Here is a 19,184-nt window from a genome sequence, read left to right as displayed (position 1 = left end):
CCCCCCACCCGCACCCGAAGGGAAAACACTAGTCGGCATTCGGGTGGTACGTCCCCAGGGTCGCACCACCCGAATGCCGTCCTGCGTCCTACAGCGCGCCACCCGCCAACGCCGCGACGACGGCCGGCAGAGACGTGCCCGAGCCGTCCCGGCGCGGGTCGACCGCCGGCAGCTCGGCCGGGGCCCCACCGGCCGCCGCCGCACGGACGGGAGCGTTGCCCGCCCAGGCCAGCGTCAGCACGTCCTCACCCTTGAGGAACCGCTGGCAGCGCACGCCGCCGGTGGCCCTGCCCTTGCGCGGGTACTGGTCGAACGGGGTCAGCTTCCCGGACAGCACCGAGTCGTCCAGCGTCCCGTGGGAGCCCGCCACCGTGAACACCATGGCTTCGCGTCCCGGGTCCACCGCCGAGAAGTGGATCACCTTGGCGCCCTCGGAGAGCTTGATGCCGGCCATACCGCCCGCCGGGCGGCCCTGCGGACGCACCTGACCCGCCGGGTAGCGCAGCAGCTGGGCGTCGTCGGTGATGAAGACGAGGTCCTCCTCACCCGTGCTCAGCTCGACCGCGCCGACGATCCGGTCACCCTCCTTGAGGGTGATGACCTCCAGCTCGTCCTTGTTCGCCGGGTAGTCCGGCACGACCCGCTTGACCACGCCCTGTTCGGTGCCCAGCGCCAGGCCCTGCGAGGACTCGTCCAGCGAGAGCAGGCAGATCACCTGCTCGTCCGCCTCCAGGCCCGACAGGAACTCGGCGACCGGGGCGCCCCCCGCCAGGTTGGGCGCGGTGTGGGTGTCCGGCAGCTGCGGCAGGTCGATCACCGACAGCCGCAGCAGCCGCCCGTAGGAGGTGACCACGCCGACCTCGGCCCGGGCCGTGGCGGTGACCTGCGAGACGATCAGGTCGTGCTTGGCGCGGGGGCCGCCCTCCTCCAACGGCAGCGGTTCGGCGGTCACCGTACGCGCCAGCAGCCCCGTCGAGGACAGCAGCACCCGGCAGGGGTCGTCCGCGACCTCCAGCGGAACCGCCCCGACCGGCGCGGCACCCGACTCCAGCAGGACCGTACGCCGTTCGGTGGAGAACTTCTTCGCGACGGCGGCCAGTTCGGAGGAGACCAGCTTGCGCAGCTCGCTGTCGGACTCCAGGATCCCGGTCAGCTCGTCGATCTCGCCCGTCAGCCGGTCGCGCTCGGACTCCAGCTCGATCCGGTCGAAGCGGGTGAGCCGGCGCAGCGGGGTGTCCAGGATGTACTGGGTCTGGATCTCGCTCAGGGAGAACCGCTCGATCAGCCGTTCCTTGGCCTGAGCCGAGTTGTCGCTGTCCCGGATGATCCGGATGACCTCGTCGATGTCGATGAGGGCCACCAGCAGGCCCTCGACCAGGTGCAGGCGGTCGCGCCGCTTGCCCCGGCGGAACTCGCTGCGCCGCCGTACGACCTCGAAGCGGTGGTCGAGGTAGACCTCCAGCAGCTCCTTGAGGCCCAGCGTCAGCGGCTGTCCGTCGACCAGCGCGACGTTGTTGATGCCGAAGGACTCCTCCATCGGCGTCAGCTTGTAGAGCTGCTCCAGTACGGCCTCCGGGTGGAAGCCGTTCTTGATCTCGATGACCAGGCGCAGGCCGTGCGAGCGGTCGGTGAGGTCCTTGACGTCGGCGATGCCCTGGAGCTTCTTCGAACCGACGAGGTCCTTGATCTTCGCGATGACCTTCTCGGGGCCGACCGTGAAGGGCAGTTCGGTGACGACCAGGCCCTTGCGGCGGGCGGTCACGTTCTCCACGGCCACCGTCGCGCGGATCTTGAACGTCCCGCGGCCGTTCTCGTAGGCGTCCTTGATGCCGGACAGTCCCACGATCCGTCCGCCGGTCGGCAGGTCGGGGCCCGGCACGAAGCGCATCAGCGCCTCCAGGTCCGCCTGCGGGTACCGGATCAAGTGCCGGGCGGCGGCGATGACCTCGCCGAGGTTGTGCGGCGGCATGTTGGTGGCCATGCCGACCGCGATCCCGGAGGCGCCGTTGACCAGCAGGTTCGGGTAGGCGGCGGGCAGCGCCACCGGCTCGCGCTCCTGGCCGTCGTAGTTGGCGGCGAAGTCGACGGTGTTCTCGTCGATCGACTCCGTCATCAGTGACGTGGCGTCGGCCATCTTGCACTCGGTGTAACGCATGGCGGCCGGCGGGTCGTCGTTGCCGAGCGAACCGAAGTTGCCGTGGCCGTCCACGAGCGGCAGCCGCATCGAGAAGGGCTGCGCCATGCGTACGAGGGCGTCGTAGATCGACGCGTCGCCGTGCGGGTGCAGCTTGCCCATGACCTCGCCGACGACGCGGGCGCACTTGACGTACCCGCGGTCGGGGCGCAGGCCCATCTCGTTCATCTGGTAGACGATGCGCCGGTGCACCGGCTTCATGCCGTCGCGGGCGTCCGGCAGGGCACGGGAGTAGATCACCGAGTACGCGTACTCGAGGAAGGAGCCCTGCATTTCGTCGACGACGTCGATGTCGAGGATCTTCTCCTCGAAATCCTCCGGCGGCGGGGTCTTCGTGCTGCGGCGGGCCATCGCTGCGCGGCTCCTTAACCAAGAAAGGGTGTACTCGGGGTCTGGCGGTCTGGTCTGGCGGGTAGGTCAGGCGGTCTGGTCTGGCGGGTTCGTACGGAGTCTGCCGGTCCGGCCGACGCTCCGGCCGGGGATCCGACCGGTTTCGCCCGGTGTCGACGTCGACGCGGACCATTGTGGCCCGTGGCACCGACAACGCCGACTCCGGCCCTGGGGTCCCCCCGGACGGAGCCCCGGGCGGGGGAACCCGGGAACTTCTCCGGTTGCCGACGCGCTTGCATACAGTGGCAGGTCTGACAGAAATCTCTGCATCGCGATCGAAGGGACCACATGCCCATGGGTCACACGGCCACAGCTCAGGCCGGCTCCGGCGGCCTGACAGCGACCGAGCACCGGCTGGCCAACGGCCTGCGCGTGGTGCTTTCCGAGGATCACCTGACTCCGGTCGCCGCCGTCTGCCTCTGGTACGACGTCGGCTCCCGCCACGAAGTCAAGGGGCGGACCGGTCTGGCTCACCTCTTCGAGCACCTGATGTTCCAGGGCTCGGCGAGCGTACCGGGCAACGGGCACTTCGAGCTCGTCCAGGGCGCCGGCGGTTCGCTCAACGGCACCACCAGCTTCGAGCGCACCAACTACTTCGAGACGATGCCCGCCCACCAGCTGGAGCTCGCGCTGTGGCTGGAGGCGGACCGCATGGGCTCGCTGCTGGCCGCCCTGGACGAGGAGTCCATGGAGAACCAGCGCGACGTCGTCAAGAACGAGCGCCGCCAGCGGTACGACAACGTCCCCTACGGCACCGCGTTCGAGAAGCTGACCGCCCTCGCCTACCCGGAGGGCCACCCCTACCACCACACGCCCATCGGCTCGATGGCCGACCTGGACGCGGCCTCCCTCGAGGACGCCCGCACCTTCTTCCGCACGTACTACGCGCCCAACAACGCCGTCCTGTCGGTGGTCGGCGACATCGACCCCGAGCAGACGCTCGCCTGGATCGAGAAGTACTTCGGCACCATTCCCGCGCACGACGGCAAGCAGCCGCCGCGCGACGGCGCGCTGCCCGAGGTCATGGGCGGCCAGCTCCGCGAGGAGATCGTCGAGGAGGTCCCGGCCCGCGCGCTGATGGCCGCCTACCGGCTCCCGCACGACGGCTCCCGCGAGTGCGACGCCGCCGACGTGGCGCTGACCATCCTGGGCGGCGGCGAGTCCTCCCGCCTCCACAACCGCCTGGTCCGGCGCGACCAGAGCGCCGTCGCGGCCGGCTTCGGCCTGCTGCGGCTCGCGGGCGCGCCCTCCCTGGGCTGGCTGGACGTGAAGACCTCCAGCGGGATCGAGGTGCCCGCCATCGAGGCGGCGGTCGACGAGGAACTCGCGCGGTTCGCCGCCGAGGGCCCGACGGCCGAGGAGATGGAGCGCGCACAGGCGCAGCTGGAGCGCGAGTGGCTGGACCGGCTGAGCACGGTGGCCGGCCGCGCCGACGAACTGTGCCGCTACGCGGTCCTGTTCGGCGACCCGCAGCTCGCCCTGACCGCCGTCCAGCGCGTCCTCGACGTCACCGCCGAGGAAGTACAGGCCGTGGCCGCGGCCCGGCTGCGCCCCGACAACCGCGCGGTGCTCGTGTACGAGCCGCTCTCTGCGGAGTCCGACGAGACCGACGAGACCGAGAACGAAGGGGCGGAGCAGTGAGCGACACCGCAGCCGTCACGATGACCCTCCACCCGCAGCCGCAGGCCGGCGAGGCCAAGCCCTGGGCCTTCCCGGCCCCCGAGCGCGGTTCGCTGCCCAACGGCCTGACCCTGCTGCGGTGCCACCGCCCGGGCCAGCAGGTGATCGCCGTCGAGATCAACCTCGCCGCCCCGCTGGACGCGGAGCCCGAGGGCCTGGACGGCGTGGCCACCATCATGGCCCGCGCCCTGTCGGAGGGCACCGACAAGCACTCCGCCGAGGAGTTCGCCGCCGAGCTGGAGCGCTGCGGCGCCACGCTCGACGCACACGCCGACCACCCGGGCATCCGGGTCTCCCTGGAGGTCCCGGCCTCCCGCCTGGCCAAGGCCCTCGGCCTGGTCGCCGAGGCGCTGCGCGCCCCCGCCTTCGCGGACGGCGAGGTCGACCGGCTGGTGCGCAACCGGCTCGACGAGATCCCGCACGAGCTGGCCAACCCGCAGCGCCGCGCCGCGAAGGAGCTCTCCAAGGAGCTCTTCCCGGCTGCCCTGCGGATGTCCCGGCCCCGCCAGGGCACCGAGGAGACGGTGGCCCGGATCGACTCCGCGGCCGTACGCGCCTTCTACGAGGCCCACGTGCGCCCCTCCACCGCCACCGCGGTGGTCGTCGGCGACCTGACCGGCATCGACCTCGACGCGGTCCTCGCGGACACCCTGGGCGGCTGGACCGGCGACAGCGCCGCGCCGCTGCCCGTGCCCCCGGTGACCGCCGACGACACCGGCCGCGTGGTCATCGTGGACCGGCCCGGCGCGGTCCAGACGCAGCTGCTCATCGGCCGCATCGGCCCGGACCGGCACGACCGCGTCTGGGCGGCCCAGGTGCTCGGCACGTACTGCCTGGGCGGCACCCTCACCTCCCGCCTGGACAAGGTGCTGCGCGAGGAGAAGGGGTACACCTACGGCGTGCGCGCCTTCGCCCAGGTGCTGCGTTCGACCGCCGACGGCAAGGGCGCCTCGATGCTCGCCATCAGCGGCTCGGTGGACACGCCCAACACCGGCCCGGCGCTGGACGACCTCTGGACGGTGCTGCGCACCCTCGCGGAGGGCGGCCTGACCGACGCCGAACGGGACGTCGCGGTGCAGAACCTGGTGGGGGTGGCCCCGTTGAAGTTCGAGACGGCGGCCTCGGTCGCGGGAACCCTGGCCGACCAGGTCGAGCAGGAGCTCCCGGACGACTACCAGGCGCGGTTGTACGCGCAGCTCGCCGCGACCGGCACGGTGGAGGCGACCTCGGCGGCCGTCGCCGCGTTCCCGGTGGAGCGGCTGGTCACGGTCCTGGTCGGTGACGCGGCGCAGATCGAGGAGTCCGTCCGGGCCCTCGGGATCGGTGAGGTCACCGTCGTCACCAACTGACGGGAGCACGTGCCCGATTGGTGCAGGGGACTCCGGCGGCTTGTCCGCCGGAGTCCCTTTTTGTCTGTTTGGTGGTGTGGTTGATCGAATGTGGTGTGGCGTAGGTAACAAAAAGGCGTGTCTGTTTGGAGATTGACTGAGGATCCGCCTAGCGTCGGCCGTGCTGTCCGTCAGTTGTGCCCGCCGCACCCGCGGCACCGGACAGCGATCGCCGAGTCCCCGTCAGGCGCGAGCCTGGGGAGCCGGGGACCCACATGCGTCCCTGGGGTGAATCGGACCACCTCGCAAGAGGGGCCCGTAGGAGACCTTCCTGCTCCGAACCCGTCAGCTAACCCGGTAGGCGAGAGGGAAGGAAAGGATCAAACCCTTCATGGCGTTTGGCAGTCGTGCCGCCGGTAAGCACCGTGGTTCCAGTCGTCTGAGCCGCAAGACCGCCGGTTACGCCGGCATAGCCGCCCTCGCCACCACTGGCGTCGTCGGCACCCTGGCCGGTCCCGCGTTCGCCGCGGACAAGGCCGTGGCCCCCTCGATCGAGGACACCGGCCTCGGTGCCGTGGTCGTCGCCGAGGACCTCCAGAACGAGATCCACACCCAGGCCGAGTCCCAGAACCGTGCCGCCGAGGTCGCCGCCGCCAAGGCGCAGGCCGAAGCCGAGGCCAAGACCCGCGCCGCCGAGGCCAAGCGCCTCGCCGAGGCCAAGGCCAAGGCCGAGCGTGACGCCGCCGAGCGGGCGGCCCGCGAGGAGGAGCGCAAGCGCCTCAACACCTTCGTGGCCCCGGTCGACGGCTCGTACGTCAGCACGCAGTACAAGGCGGGCGGCGGCATGTGGTCCTCCGGCAGCCACACGGGCATCGACTTCCACGCCGCCTCCGGCACTACCGTCCACGCCGTGGGCGCGGGCACCGTCGTCGAGGCCGGCTGGGGTGGCGCCTACGGCAACAACGTGGTCATCAAGCACAACGACGGCACCTACACCCAGTACGGACACATGTCCTCGCTGAGCGTCTCCGTCGGCGAGCAGGTCACCCCCGGTCAGCAGATCGGCCTCTCGGGCTCCACGGGCAACTCCAGCGGCCCGCACCTGCACTTCGAGGCCCGTACCGGTGCCACGTACGGCACGGACATCGACCCGGTGGCGTACCTGCGCTCGCACGGCGTCAGCGTCTGACCGCACCGCACCGCACCGCACCGCTTCCGTCCAAGGCCCCGGCTCACCGAGCCGGGGCCTTGCGCGTCTCACCGCCTCGCGCGTCCTGCGCCTCCTGCCCCGCTTCTCCGGCCGCCCGGCAAATGTTTCGTATTTCCGGCCGTTCTCGGAAATCGTCGTGTGTTGCAATAGAGTCGCAGTACGGTCGTGGCGGTAACGCCGGTAGCCGGCAGTCGGAATGAGAGCGGAGTCCGGTCTTGCGTATTCCCGCGCACGCGGTATGCACCGCAATTCGTGACGACATCGTCTCCGGGGTCTTCGAACCGGGCGGCAGGCTGACCGAGGAGGTCCTCGCCCGCCGGTACGGAGTCTCGCGCGTCCCCGTCCGCGAGGCGCTGCGCACCCTGGAGGCGGAGGGGTTCGTCACCACCCGCCGGCACGCGGGAGCCTGTGTCGCCGAGCCGACCGAGCAGGAGGCGGCGGACCTGCTGGAGCTGCGGGCGCTGCTGGAACCGCTCGCCGCGGCGAGGGCCGCCCGCAGACGGACCGAAGGGCACCTCAAGGTGCTGCGCGGGCTGGTCCGGCTGGGCCGCGAACGGGCCAGGAACGGGCGGGGAGAGGACCTGCGCGCCCTGGGCGGCTGGTTCCACGAAACGCTCGCGCAGGCCTCGGCCAGCCCCGGGCTGATCTCCGTGCTGACCCAGACCCGGCACAAGATCGCCTGGATGTACGTGGTGCGGCCCCCGGCCCGGCCGGCCGACTCCTGGGCGGAGCACGGCGCGATCGTGGACGCGGTGGTGCGGGGCGACGCCGAGCGCGCCCGGACGCTGACCGGGCTGCACGTGGAACGTGCGGCCGGATGCTACCGGCTGCGCGATACGCGCGTGAGGACTTCGCAACCTGCCGTAAACACGGGGAGCGGCCGACATTAACAGTGGCCGTATACAAAGGTATCCGGTCATTCTCGGCCCCGGCCCCGGCTGCGCGGAATGGGAATTTCCCTGCCCCGGTGACGTGAATGCGCGAGTGGCCGGTTATTTCCCGTGGCTGAAATGCGGGCCGAAGGACGCGCGGGAATTGCGGCCGGAAAGCAGCGGAGCCGCGGCGCCCGGTGGTCCGGGGGCCGCGGCTCCACCGCGCAGGACGACCCGAAGGGCCGGGGACGGGGTCAGACCGTCTCCGGGAGCTCCTCGAGGCCCTCGGCGACGAGCTTCGCCAGGCGGTCCAGCGCGGCTTCGGCGCCCTCGGCCTCGGACGTGAGGACGATCTCCTCGCCGCCCTGGGCGCCCAGGCCCAGAACCGCCAGCATGGAAGCGGCGTTGACGGGGTCGCCGCCCGCCTTCGCGATGGTCACCGGGACGCCGGAAGCGGTCGTCGCGCGGACGAAGATCGAGGCGGGACGAGCGTGCAGGCCCTCGGCCCAGCCGACGTTGACGCGGCGCTCTGCCATGGTGATGCCCTTCAGGTTCTTTCGGTTGTCTAGACCAGTCTCTCACGACACCCGGAATGCTCGGACCGACCTTCGTCCCGTATCCACCGCCGCTCGACCTTCCCCAGCTTGCACCGGTTCGCCCTGATGTGCCTCATGCGCCGCGCACGCGCCGACAGGGGGATGCGCCCCTTAGGGTGTGCCCATGACCACCGAGTCGGACCTCTCGTACCCGGCCCACTGGGAAGCGGACGTCGTCCTGCGCGACGGCGGCACCGCCCGGATCCGGCCCATCACCACCGATGACGCGGGACGGCTGGTCAGCTTCTACGAACAGGTCTCCGACGAGTCGAAGTACTACCGCTTCTTCGCGCCGTACCCCCGGCTCTCCGACCGCGACGTGCGCCGCTTCACGCACCACGACTACGTGGACCGGGTCGGCCTCGCCGCGACCATCGGCGGAGAGTTCATCGCCACCGTCCGCTACGACCGGATCGGCCCCGACGGCCGGCCCGCGTCCGCCCCCGCAGACGAGGCCGAGGTCGCCTTCCTGGTCCAGGACGCCCACCAGGGCCGCGGGGTGGCCTCCGCGCTCCTCGAACACATCGGCGCGGTGGCCCGCGAGCGCGGCATCCGGAGGTTCGCCGCCGAAGTGCTGCCCGCCAACAGCAAGATGATCAAGGTGTTCACGGACGCCGGCTACCAGCAGAAGCGCAGCTTCGAGGACGGGTCCGTCCACCTCACCCTCGACCTCGAACCCACCGCCGAGTCGCTCGCCGTGCAGCGCGCCCGTGAACAGCGCGCCGAGGCCCGCTCCGTCCAGCGGCTGCTGGCACCCGGCTCCGTGGCGGTGATCGGAGTCAGCCGCTCCGGCGCGGGCGTCGGCGCGACGGTCTTGCGCAACCTGCGGGACGCCGGCTTCCACGGGCACCTCTACGCGGTCAACGAGGCGACCGACACCGACCTGCTGGACGGCGTACGGGCCTACCGCTCGCTCGCCGGCATCACGGCCCCGGTCGACCTCGCGGTGATCGCCGTCCCGGCGCAGCGGGTGCCGGACGCGGTCGCGGCGTGCGGGGAGCACGGCGTACAGGGACTGGTGGTGCTCTCCGCCGGATACGGGGAGAGCGGGCCGGCGGGACAGGAGCGCCAGCGCGACCTGCTGAGGCAGGTGCGGTCCTACGGGATGCGGCTGATCGGACCGAACGCCTTCGGGGTGATCAACACCGCGCCCGACATCGAGCTCAACGCCTCGCTGGCCCCGGCACCGGCCACCGAGCGGGGCCGGATCGGCCTGTTCACCCAGTCCGGCGCGATCGGCATCGCCCTGCTGTCGGGGCTGCTGCGGCGGGGCGCGGGGCTGTCCTCGTTCGTCTCGGCGGGCAACCGCGCGGACGTCTCGGGCAACGACATCCTCCAGTACTGGTACGACGACGAAGCCACCGATGTGGCGCTGATGTACCTCGAAACCCTGGGCAACCCGCGCAAGTTCACCCGTCTCGCCCGGCGGACGGCAGCCGTCAAGCCGGTGGTCGTGGCCCGCGGCGGCCGCCACACCCCGGCCGGGCACGTCGTACCCGGGACCCGGCTGCCCGAGGCGACGGTCTCGGCGCTGCTGCGGCAGGCGGGCGTCATCCGGGTCGACACGGTCACCGAGCTGGTCGACGTCGGCCTGCTGCTGGCCGGACAGCCGCTGCCGGCCGGGCCGAGGGTGGCGATCCTCGGAAACTCCGAGTCGCTGGGGGTGCTCACGTACGACGCCTGCCTGACGGAAGGGCTGCGGCCGCTGGCGCCGCTGGACCTGACGACGGCCGCCTCGCCTGAGGACTTCCGGGCGGCCCTGGCCGTGGCGCTGGCCTCGCCGGACAACGACGCGGTGGTGGTGACGGCGATCCCGTGGGTGCGGGAGCAGGAGCTGGCCGGCGATCTGGCGGGTGCGCTGTGGGAGGCGGTGGCGGCGGCTCCCGGCAAGCCGGTGGCGGTGGTCCACGTGGAACTGGGCGCACTGGCCGACGCCCTGTCCCCGGGCCGCGCCCACCCGGCGGCCCCCTCGCCCCCGACGCCGGCCGGGCCGGAACCCGCGCCGCAGGCGGCTGCGGCGTCGTCGTCGCCGGGCGTGCCGGCGCTCGCCGCGGCGCGCGCGGGCATCCCCGCGTATCCCGCCGCCGAGCGGGCCGTCAGGGCCATCGCCGAGGCCGTACGCCACGGGCAGTGGCGGCAGGCCAATGCGGACGCCGGCCAGGTCCCCGAGTTCGAGGACATCGACGAGGCCGGAGCCGCCGCCCAGCTCGCCGCCCTCCTCGCGGGCGTCTCCCACGACGCCGTCCTCACCCTCTCCGAGGCCGACGCCCGCACCCTCCTCGCCCGCTACGGGATCCGCCTCCACGCCACCCTCCCCGCGCCGAGCGCCGACGCCGCCGCCCGGGCCGCCCGGGTGCTGGGCTACCCCGTCGCCCTCAAGACCACCGCCCCGCACCTGCGCCACCGCGCGGACCTCGGCGGCGTGCGCCTCGACCTCACCACCGAGGCCGAACTGCGCCGCAGCTACGAGGAACTCACCGAACTGCTCGGCAAGCCCCAGGAGCTGCTCCCGGTCGTCCAGGCGATGGTGCCCCGCGGCGTCGACACCGTCGTGCGCTGCGTCATCGACCCCGCCGCCGGAGCCGTCCTCTCCTTCGGGCTCGCCGGCGTCGCCTCCGAACTGCTCGGCGACACCTCCCACCGGCTCGTCCCGGCCACCGACCGTGACGTCGCCGGCCTGATCCGCTCCCTGCGCGCCGCGCCCCTCCTCTTCGGCTGGCGCGGAAGCGACCCCGTCGACACCCCGGCCCTCGAAGAGCTCCTGCTGCGGGTGTCCCGGCTGGTCGACGATCACCCGGAGGTGGCCGGCGTGTCCCTGGAGCCGGTCGTGGTGGCCACCGAGGGGCTCTCGGTGCTGAGCGCCACCGTCCGCGTGGCCCGTCCCCCCGCCCGCACCGACCTGGGACCGCGCACGCTGCCCAGCTACCCCGGCTACTAGGACGGGTCCCGGCGCGGTCCAGGTCCCCCGGACGGGCCTTAGGATGGACCTCATGGCGAAATCCGGTACGACGACCCAGGGGCTGCGCGCGGCGATCGAGCGCAGCGGCTACTACCCGGCCCTCGTGGCCGAGGCCGTGGAGGCCGCGGTGGGCGGCGAGCCGATCTCGTCGTACCTGGTGCACCAGGAGACGACCTTCGACTCCAACGAGGTGCGCCGCCACGTCACGGTCCTCGTGCTCACCCACAACCGCTTCATCGTCAGCCACACCGACGAGCAGGCGGCCGATGCCGGCTCCCCGTCCCCGTACGCGACCACCTCCACCGAATCGGTCAAGCTCGGCAGCATCTCCTCGGTGGTGCTCAGCCGCGTCGTCGCGAACCCGGAGTCCTACACCCCCGGCACCCTGCCCCGTGAGGTCGTTCTGACCATCGGCTGGGGCGCCGTCTCGCGCATCGACCTGGAGCCCGCCGCCTGCGGCGACCCGAACTGCGACTCCGACCACGGATACACCGGCAACTCCACCGCCGACGACCTCAGCCTGCGGGTCAGCGAGGCGGGTGACGGCCCGGAGACGGTCCGCCAGACCCTCGTCTTCGCCCAGGCGCTGTCCGAGGCGACCGCGGCCACGGCCGCCGCCCGCTGATGTCCTACTCCGCACCGCCGAACTGGGACGAGCCGGAGCTGCTGGACGTCGCCGGTGCCCCCGTACCGCAGTACGGCACCGGCTCCCTCGCCGACCTCCTGCCGACCCTCGCGGCCGGCCAGGGCGTCCCCGGCCTCACCGCCGGGATCGCCGAGCTGACCCCGGCCGACCGCAACTGCGTCTTCCTGGTCGACGGCATGGGCTGGGAGCAGATCAAGGCCCACCCGCAGGAGGCCCCGTACCTGGCTTCCCTCCTCGCCGGCTCGCGCGGCGGCACCGGCCTTCCGATCACCGCCGGGTTCCCGGCGACCACCGCCACCTCGCTGGCCTCCGTCGGCACCGGACTGCCCCCCGCCCGGCACGGCCTGCCCGGCTACGCCGTGCGCAACCCCGCCTCCGGCGAGCTGATGAACCAGCTCCGCTGGCAGCCGTGGACCCAGCCGAAGGCCTGGCAGCCTTACCCCACCGTCTTCCAGCTCGCGGACGCGGCGGGGGTGCACACCGCGCAGGTGTCCGCGCCCGCGTTCCAGTCCACCCCGCTCACGAAGATCGCCCTCAGCGGCGGCACCTTCCACGGCCGGATGACGGGCGAGGAGCGGATGGACCTCGCGGCGATCCAGCTCGCCGCCGGCGAGCGCTCGCTCGTGTACACGTACTACAGCGAACTCGACGGCGCGGGCCACCGGCACGGCGTGGACTCCGACGCCTGGCGCGGTCAACTCATGTACGTGGACCGGCTCGTGCAGCGGCTGGTCGAGCAGCTTCCGCCGCGCACTGCGCTGTACGTCACCTCCGACCACGGCATGGTGGACGTCCCCTTCGACGAGGAGTCCCGGGTCGACTTCGACGACGACTGGGAGCTGGGCGCCGGCGTGGCCCTCCTCGGCGGCGAGGGCAGGGCGCGCCACGTGTACGCCGTACCGGGCGCGGAGGCCGACGTGCTGACCGTCTGGCGCGAGGTGCTCGGCGACCGCTTCTGGGTCGCGAGCCGCGAAGAGGCCCTGGAGCTGGGCTGGTTCGGGCCTGCGGGGGAGTGCGACGAGCGCGTGCTCGGCCGGATCGGCGACGTGATCGCCGCCGCCCACGCCGATGTCGCGATCACCGCGAGCCGCAACGAGCCGAACGAGTCGGCGCTCGTCGGCATGCACGGCTCGATGACGGCGGCCGAGCAGCTGGTCCCCCTCCTCGAAGTCCGCACCTGACCCCGCCCCGCCCCCGCCCCCGCCCCCCGCCCAGATCAGACCACGACCCGAAAGGTCCGTACTTCCCATGCCCGAGCTGGTGTTCTTCTCCGGAACGATGGACTGCGGAAAGAGCACCCTGGCTCTGCAAATCACCCACAACCGCTCGGCGCGCGGTCTGGTGGGCGTGATCTTCACGCGTGACGACCGGGCGGGCCAGGGCAAGCTCTCCTCGCGCCTCGGGCTCGTCACCGAGGCGGTCGAGGCGGGGGAGGGCATGGACCTGTACGCGTACCTCGTGGACCAGCTCTCCAAGGGCGGCAAGGCCGACTACGTGATCGTGGACGAGGCCCAGTTCCTGGCCCCCGCCCAGATCGACCAGCTGGCCCGTATCGTCGACGACCTCGACATGGACGTCTTCGCGTTCGGCATCACCACGGATTTCCGCACCAAGCTCTTCCCCGGCTCGCAGCGCCTGATCGAGCTCGCCGACCGGATAGAACAGCTCCAGGTCGAGGCACTGTGCTGGTGCGGGGCCCGTGCCACCCACAACGCCCGTACGGTGGGCGGCGAGATGGTGGTCGAGGGCGCCCAGGTCGTCGTCGGGGACGTGAACCGCCCGGCGGAGGAGATCGGCTACGAGGTCCTGTGCCGCCGTCACCACCGCCGCCGCATGACCTCCTCCGCGGCCCACGCGGGCGCCCTCTCCCCGGACGTCCTCCCGGTCAACTCCGCCTGAAATGACGGCTCGTCCTATCATGCGGTGATCATCATCGTCATGGGGGCCGGAGAGTTGAGCATCTACACGGACAGACCGGGGACGGCGCCGCGCGATCGGGACAGGAACGGGTGCGTCACCTTCCTGTTGCTCCCGTTCGTGCTGGCGGCGCGGATCTACCGGCCCGGGCGGCCGGACCGGATCATCGACGAGTCCATCGAACGGGCCCAGATCGCCCGTACCGCCATCGGGATCGTGGCCACCTGCTGGCTGCTCTTCGCCTATCCGCTGCGCGAGTCGGCGGGGTCGATCCTCAACGACAAGGTCGGTGAAGTCGTCATCAGCGCCGCCCTGTTGCTGGTGCTGGGCCCGATCGCCCTCGCCGTCTTCGTGATGAGCGCCAGGCCCCCGGGCCCCGCGTTCTACCGCGGGCGCCTGCGCGGGCCGCTGACCGCCCTGGGCACCCTCTTCGGTACGGCGCTGCTGCTGTGGCTCGCCGTGACCCGGGGGACGGCCGGCTCGATGAGCCTGCTGGGCTTCGGGTCCGGGCTGATGGCGCTGTTCCTGCTGCCGTTCGGCATGGCCTCGGCGGTGCTCTGCGTCCACCACGCCTTCCGCACCGGCGACGTCCACGAGGTGCTGCCGCCGCTGATCACACCGGTGCTGGTGTGGGCGATGTTCGTGCTGCAACTGTTCGACGACGTGCCGGTGCTCGCGCCGTTGCCCGTGCGGATCCTCTTCCTCATCGGGCCGCCCGCCTCGGTGACCGCGCTGTCGGTCTGGGAACTGCGCCGGCTGCGGACGCGGTACGGGATCACCCTGCGCCTCGCGCTCGGCCGCTGAGCACTCCCGGACCTCAGCGCCGGGCCAGCGCCAGGACGCTCAGACCGAACATCAGCACGCCCAGAGGGAGATGGACTGACGGGACGTGCGCGACGCCGAGCACGACCTGTACAGAGGCGAGGACGAGGAAACCCGACGCGTGCCGGACCGGCCGGGACGGGCCGCCGCCCGGCTTCCAGGCCAGCACCGCCGCGAGCACGTACAGCATCGACGCCCCGTACATCACGCGTGCTCCGACACCGTGCAACGTCTCCCCGTAGGACGAGGTCAGCAGCAGTCCGGCGGAGACCGCCTGGAGGAAGATGGTCAGGGTCTGCAGGGCGATCGCGATCCGCAGGAACGAGGCGCCTCGCCGCGCGCCCGACGTCGCCGTCACCTGAGTAGCCATGTCACAACCCCTTTTCCCGCCCTCGGGCAGTAGATCGATAAGGTCTCACCAGCCCGACGAAACGGGCCTGCGAAAGGTAAGGCGAGGGGGCGGCCGCAAGCATGGGGAGTGTCGGGACCGGCACGGACGGGACAGTCGGCGAGCGACGCCAACTGATCAACGTCGCCTACCGGTTGCTGGGTTCGGTGACCGAGGCAGAGGACGCCGTACAGGACGCCTACGCCCGCTGGTACGGGCTGCCACGAAGCCGGCGGGAGGAGATCCTGTCCCCCAGCGCCTGGCTGACGACGGTGACCGGCCGCATCTGCCTGGACCTGCTCGGCTCGGCGCGGGCCCGCCGAGAACGCTACGTCGGCGCGTGGCTGCCCGAGCCGCTGCCCGACCGCACCGAAGGGGACCACACGGGCGGCGCCGGCCCCACCGGCCCCGCGGACCCCGCCGACCAGATCGTCCTGGACGAGTCGGTGACCATGGCCTTCCTCGTCGTCCTGGAGTCGATGACGCCGGCGGAGCGGGTGGCGTTCGTGCTGCACGACGTCTTCCGGTACCCGTTCGCCGAGATCGCCGGCGTTCTCGGCCGCACCCCCGCGGCCTGCAAGCAGCTGGCGGCCTCCGCCCGGCGGCGCGCGGGGGCCGCGAGGCCCCCGGTGACGACGGCCGACCGGGCCGGCGTGGTGAGGCACGTCAAAGAGGCGTGGCAGACCAAGGACATCGCAGCCCTCGTCGGTCTCCTCGACCCGGCCGCCGTGATGACCGCCGACGGCGGGGGCCTGGCCGGCGCCGCCCTGCGCCCGCTGGAGGGCGGCGCCCGCATCGCCCAGTACATGGTCGCGATCGCCGACAAGGCCCCCGGACTCGAACTCCTGGAGCGGTCGGTCAACGGCGCGCCGGGCCTGGTGGCCCGGCGCGCCGGCGTCGTCATGACCGTGGCCGCCTTCGACGTCCGCGACGGGCGCGTCGCCCGGATCTGGGCGGTCCGCAACCCGGAGAAGCTGCGCCCGTGGGGGCGGGCGGGCTACGCGCTCTGAGAGGGCCGCGGCCAAGACCGTACGAGGGTGAACACCGCGCCCTCCGGGTCCGCGACCGTCGCCACGCGGCCGCTGAGCCGGTCACGCGGAGGCTGGATGACGCGTCCTCCGAGTTCCCTCACCCGGGCGGCGGCCGCGTCGGGGTCCCTCACCTCGAAGTACGTCATCCAGTGCGAGCCCCGGTCGTGCGGCAGGGCGCGGCCCACACCGTGCACGGCGGCGACCGGACGGCCCTGGAGGCGCAGGACGAGGTAGTCGAAGTCGGCCGAGGCGTCGTGGTGTTCCCGGGCCTCGTGGCCGAAGACGTGCTCGTAGAACTTCCCGACGGTCGAGGTGTCCTGGGTCAGCAGCTCGTTCCAGACCGGCGTCCCCGGGTGGCCGTGCAGTGCGCCGCCGAGGTGGGCACCGGCCTGCCAGATCCCGAAGATCGCCCCGAGCGGGTCCGAGCAGATGGCCAGGCGGCCGGCGTTGCCCGCGTCCAGCGGGCCGACCGCGACCGTGCCGCCGCACGCCCTGATCGACTCGGCCGTGCAGTCGGCGTCATCCGTGGCGAAGTACGTGGTCCAGGCGACCGGCAGGAGCCGGTCCGGCGGCATCTCGCCGATGCCCGCCACTTCCTGGCCGTCGAGGAGGGCACGGACGTAGGGGCCGAAGGGGACGGGGCCCGGGACGTACTCCCAGCCGAAGAGGTCGGCGTAGAAGTCCTCGGTGGTGCCGAGGCCGTGGACCATCAGGCTCACCCAGCAGGGCGCGCCGGGAGGGCGCCTGGTCGTTTCCGGTGCCTCGCTCATGTCAGCCGTCTCCTCCGTCGTAGCCCTGCCCCCGTGTCGCGCTCTGATGCTTCCACTTCGCGCGCTCCGGCGCGGCTCGACCGGGCCGGACGGATGGCGGGTGGGCGAGAGATGACCGAATCGGTGCGGCGCGTTGCGGTGTGCTGCAGCGCGTTGATGTCCGGCTTGTTACGCGAGGTCGGGCCGTGGGGAGGAAGATGGGCCCATGACTGCGATTATCTCGGCTCCCGAACTGATGGACGAGCTGGCCGGAACCCATGCGCCGGTGCTCCTGGACGTCCGCTGGCAGCTGGGCGGCCCCGACCAGCGGCCCGCGTACGAGGCGGGGCACCTGCGGGGCGCGGTGTACGTCGACCTCGACCGCGAACTGGCCGGTCCGGTCAGCGCGACGGGGCTGGGCGGCCGCCATCCGCTGCCCGACCCGGAGGACTTCGGGGCGGCGATGCGACGGGCCGGGGTCTCGGCGGGCGCTCCGGTGGTGGTCTACGACGGGGGACTGGGGTGGGCCGCGGCCCGCGCGTGGTGGCTCTTGCGCTGGACGGGGCACGAGCGGGTACGGGTCCTCGACGGGGGTCTGCCCGCCTGGACGGCGGCGGGAGGGGAACTGACGACCGAGGAGCCGTCCCCCAGGGAGGGCGATTTCAAGCCGAACCCGGGAGCGATGGAGGTGCTGGACGCGGACGGGGCGGCCGCACTGGCCCGCGCCGGGATCCTGCTGGACGCGCGGGCGGGGGAGCGGTACCGGGGCGAGGTCGAGCCGATCGACCGGGTCGGCGGCCACGTGCCGGGGGCGTTGTCGGCGCCGACCACGCAGAACGTGGGACCGGACGGGCGTTTCCTCGCGGCGCAGGCGCTGCGGGCGCGGTTCGAGGCGCTGGGCGCGGCGGAAGGAGCGCCGGTCGGCGTGTACTGCGGGTCGGGGGTGTCCGGGGCGCACGAGGTGCTGGCGCTGGAGGTGGCCGGGATCCCGGCGGCCCTGTACGCGGGCAGCTGGTCGGACTGGTCCTCGGACCCGGACCGCCCGGTCGCGACCGGGGGCTCCGCCGGCTGAGCGGCGCGGGGTGCGGGGGCTGCGCGAGGTGGCCCGGCCCGCCGTGGGCGTTCCGGGCCCCAGTCGGCTACTCCTGCTTCTTGCGGCGGGTGCCGAAGACGATCTCGTCCCAGCTCGGGACCGCCGCGCGGCGGCCCGGGCGGACGCCGTCGGCCTCCGCCTGGCGGTCGGTGGTGCCGGTGAGGCGTTCACGGTGGCCCGCGACGGTGCGGGGCATCAGGACATCGGCGTACGCGGTACCGGCGCCCGCCGAAGCGGCCGGGGGCTCCTCCGCCTCCGGTTCCTCCGCCGGGGCGTCGGGCCGTTCCGGGACCACCATGTCGCCCCGGAAGCTCGGGACCGCCTCCAGCAGGCTGGTCAGCGAGTCCCGCTCCTCCTCCGGGTCCGCAGCCGGCACGGCGCTGCGCTCCGGCTGGCGGTCGAGCGTGCGGTCCAGCGGCCGGTCGCGCGGCAGCCGCGCGATGCGGGGCACGAAGGGGAAGCTGGGCTCGGGCGTCGCCGGCAGGTCGTCGGACTCACCGATCAGCGAGCGGGCTTCGTCGTCCACGGCCACGACCAGCCGGCGCGGCGGGTCGTACGTCCAACTGGCGGAGTGCGGCTCGCCCGCGACCCGGTAGACCAGCAGGACCTCCCACGTGCCGTCGTCGCGGCGCCACGAGTCCCACTGCACGGACTCCTTGTCGGCCCCGCGCAGCGTCAGCCGCTCCTGCACCGCCTCGCCGAGCTGCGGCCCGGTGTTCTCGCCGGGGCGGCGCACGGGTGTCTTGCGGGCCCGCTCGGCCATGAACGCACGCTCCGCGAGGACCGGACCCTCGAAGCGGCGTACCCGGTCGACGGGGATGCCCGCGAGTTGGGCGACCTCCTCAGCGGAGGCACCGGCCCGTATGCGGGCCTGGATGTCGCGGGGGCGGAGGTGGCTCTCCACCTCGATCTCGATCTGGTTCAGGCGCGCGCGGTCGTTGCGCACGGCAGCCCGTAGACGCTCGTCGATCGGAAGCGTGTACTCCGTGCTGTCGGCAGCTTTGAGCACCAGTCGTGTGCCGTCATTGGAGACGGCCACGACACGCAGTTCGGGCATGGGGACCTCCCGGGTGGTGCCTGCCGACGTCACGTGCGTCGCTGCTTCCGCTAGTCGAGTGTGGCCTGCCCGGGTGCAGCCTGCCACAACCTTGCCGAGTTAAACCGGCGTGTCGGGCATGCGCCCTTGATCGCCGTTATGGCACGGTTACCTGTTGGGCACACACAGTGACCGAACGATTACTGTGCGCATCGGAAACCCGTGCAACACCGCGGCATCGCCGGTCTTGAGTGCCGTTTCTCCATCGTCGGC

The 19,184-nt window shown here is 72.4% G+C and carries 16 protein-coding genes and 1 riboswitch; of the genes, 11 read left to right on the top strand and 5 right to left on the bottom strand.

Translation table 11 applies throughout. The features are described from left to right. Positions 1-88 precede the first annotated feature (88 nt). Complete coding sequence (locus OG861_RS08365) at positions 89-2,545, bottom strand: DNA gyrase/topoisomerase IV subunit A (protein WP_330261645.1); 2,457 nt, start codon at positions 2,543-2,545, stop codon at positions 89-91. Positions 2,546-2,878: 333 nt separating this feature from the next. On the opposite strand from OG861_RS08365, the gene OG861_RS08360 reads away from it, so the two are divergent. The 4 genes from OG861_RS08360 (at position 2,879) to OG861_RS08345 (ending at position 7,692) form a co-directional block, all read left to right on the top strand. Then, positions 2,879-4,225, top strand: coding sequence for a M16 family metallopeptidase (locus OG861_RS08360; protein ID WP_330261644.1), 1,347 nt, complete (start codon positions 2,879-2,881; stop codon positions 4,223-4,225). 20 nt (positions 4,226-4,245) lie between these two features. After that, on the top strand, positions 4,246-5,613 hold the full coding sequence (locus tag OG861_RS08355; RefSeq protein WP_329202518.1) for a M16 family metallopeptidase: 1,368 nt from the start codon (positions 4,246-4,248) through the stop codon (positions 5,611-5,613). 199 nt (positions 5,614-5,812) lie between these two features. After that, positions 5,813-5,971, top strand: a riboswitch (cyclic di-AMP (ydaO/yuaA leader). A 12-nt stretch (positions 5,972-5,983) separates the two neighbouring features. Beyond that, the gene (locus OG861_RS08350; RefSeq protein ID WP_329198964.1) at positions 5,984-6,781 is read left to right on the top strand and encodes a M23 family metallopeptidase; all 798 of its coding nucleotides are present in this window, start codon (positions 5,984-5,986) and stop codon (positions 6,779-6,781) included. A gap of 236 nt (positions 6,782-7,017) precedes the next feature. After that, positions 7,018-7,692, top strand: a complete 675-nt coding sequence (locus tag OG861_RS08345) for a GntR family transcriptional regulator (protein ID WP_329198966.1) — start codon at positions 7,018-7,020, stop codon at positions 7,690-7,692. Between the two features lie 236 nt (positions 7,693-7,928). Here OG861_RS08345 and OG861_RS08340 read toward each other — a convergent pair whose 3' ends face one another. Continuing rightward, positions 7,929-8,210, bottom strand: coding sequence for an HPr family phosphocarrier protein (locus OG861_RS08340; RefSeq protein WP_215022735.1), 282 nt, complete (start codon positions 8,208-8,210; stop codon positions 7,929-7,931). 184 nt (positions 8,211-8,394) lie between these two features. Here OG861_RS08340 and OG861_RS08335 point away from each other — a divergent pair, with 184 nt between their 5' ends. The 5 genes from OG861_RS08335 (at position 8,395) to OG861_RS08315 (ending at position 14,596) form a co-directional block, all read left to right on the top strand. Continuing rightward, positions 8,395-11,208, top strand: coding sequence for a bifunctional acetate--CoA ligase family protein/GNAT family N-acetyltransferase (locus OG861_RS08335; RefSeq protein WP_330261643.1), 2,814 nt, complete (start codon positions 8,395-8,397; stop codon positions 11,206-11,208). A 52-nt stretch (positions 11,209-11,260) separates the two neighbouring features. After that, the gene (locus OG861_RS08330; RefSeq protein WP_329198972.1) at positions 11,261-11,854 is read left to right on the top strand and encodes a DUF5998 family protein; all 594 of its coding nucleotides are present in this window, start codon (positions 11,261-11,263) and stop codon (positions 11,852-11,854) included. Continuing rightward, entirely contained in the window at positions 11,854-13,056 is a 1,203-nt protein-coding gene (locus OG861_RS08325) for an alkaline phosphatase family protein (RefSeq protein ID WP_330261642.1), read from the top strand. The genes OG861_RS08330 and OG861_RS08325 overlap by 1 nt, the downstream gene beginning before the upstream one ends. A gap of 67 nt (positions 13,057-13,123) precedes the next feature. Next, positions 13,124-13,774, top strand: coding sequence for a thymidine kinase (locus OG861_RS08320; protein ID WP_330261641.1), 651 nt, complete (start codon positions 13,124-13,126; stop codon positions 13,772-13,774). Positions 13,775-13,813: 39 nt separating this feature from the next. Continuing rightward, positions 13,814-14,596, top strand: a complete 783-nt coding sequence (locus OG861_RS08315; RefSeq protein WP_330261640.1) for a hypothetical protein — start codon at positions 13,814-13,816, stop codon at positions 14,594-14,596. Between the two features lie 13 nt (positions 14,597-14,609). Here OG861_RS08315 and OG861_RS08310 read toward each other — a convergent pair whose 3' ends face one another. After that, positions 14,610-14,984: a hypothetical protein gene (locus tag OG861_RS08310; protein WP_329198979.1), complete on the bottom strand. Its 375-nt coding sequence runs from the start codon at positions 14,982-14,984 to the stop codon at positions 14,610-14,612. A gap of 101 nt (positions 14,985-15,085) precedes the next feature. On the opposite strand from OG861_RS08310, the gene sigJ reads away from it, so the two are divergent. Next, complete coding sequence (gene sigJ / locus OG861_RS08305; protein ID WP_330261639.1) at positions 15,086-16,012, top strand: RNA polymerase sigma factor SigJ; 927 nt, start codon at positions 15,086-15,088, stop codon at positions 16,010-16,012. Here the strand turns inward: sigJ and OG861_RS08300 are convergent. Beyond that, positions 16,000-16,803: a VOC family protein gene (locus OG861_RS08300; RefSeq protein ID WP_330261638.1), complete on the bottom strand. Its 804-nt coding sequence runs from the start codon at positions 16,801-16,803 to the stop codon at positions 16,000-16,002. The two genes, sigJ and OG861_RS08300, sit on opposite strands and share 13 nt — an antisense overlap. A 205-nt stretch (positions 16,804-17,008) precedes the next feature. On the opposite strand from OG861_RS08300, the gene OG861_RS08295 reads away from it, so the two are divergent. Further along, positions 17,009-17,854 carry a sulfurtransferase gene (locus OG861_RS08295; RefSeq protein WP_329198984.1) on the top strand — a complete coding sequence of 282 codons (846 nt, stop codon included), beginning with the start codon at positions 17,009-17,011 and terminating at the stop codon, positions 17,852-17,854. 67 nt (positions 17,855-17,921) lie between these two features. Here the strand turns inward: OG861_RS08295 and sepH are convergent, their stop codons facing one another. Further along, positions 17,922-18,932, bottom strand: coding sequence for a septation protein SepH (sepH, locus tag OG861_RS08290; RefSeq protein WP_330261637.1), 1,011 nt, complete (start codon positions 18,930-18,932; stop codon positions 17,922-17,924). Positions 18,933-19,184: the final 252 nt, after the last annotated feature.

This window comes from Streptomyces sp. NBC_00539 (assembly GCF_036346105.1).
Lineage (GTDB): Bacteria > Actinomycetota > Actinomycetes > Streptomycetales > Streptomycetaceae > Streptomyces.
The sequence above is the reverse complement of the archived record's forward strand: the minus strand, read 5'-3'. Positions and strand labels throughout refer to the sequence as shown.